We start from the raw sequence: 558 nt of genomic DNA on the forward strand, positions 1-558 counted from the left end.
CACGCAAACATGGTAAAGCTATCATTGCTGATGGTGGTATTAAATTCTCAGGAGATATCATTAAAGCATTAGCTGCTGGTGGACATGCGGTTATGTTAGGTAGCTTATTAGCAGGTACTGAAGAAAGTCCAGGTGCTACAGAAATTTTCCAAGGTAGACAATATAAAGTATACCGTGGTATGGGCTCTTTAGGTGCGATGGAAAAAGGTTCAAACGACCGTTACTTCCAAGAGGACAAAGCGCCTAAGAAATTTGTTCCTGAAGGTATCGAAGGACGTACGGCTTATAAAGGTGCGTTACAAGATACAATTTACCAATTAATGGGCGGTGTGCGTGCTGGTATGGGTTATACTGGTTCACACGATTTAAGAGAATTACGCGAAGAAGCACAATTTACACGTATGGGTCCTGCTGGTTTAGCAGAAAGCCATCCACATAATATTCAAATTACGAAAGAATCACCGAACTACTCATTCTAATTAAGATAAAGGAGAACGACAAATATGGAAATGGCAAAAGAACAAGAGTTAATCCTTGTCTTAGACTTTGGTAGCCAAT

Annotated in this window: 1 protein-coding gene; it reads left to right on the forward strand. The window is 40.1% G+C overall.

Translation table 11 applies throughout. The annotated features are described in order from the left end of the window. The coding region (locus tag IDG60_RS00675; protein ID WP_206160370.1) for an IMP dehydrogenase at window positions 1–479 on the forward strand (479 nt) is incomplete at its 5' end. Window positions 480–558 lie beyond the last annotated feature (79 nt).

Source organism: Staphylococcus sp. EG-SA-2, assembly GCF_017152085.1.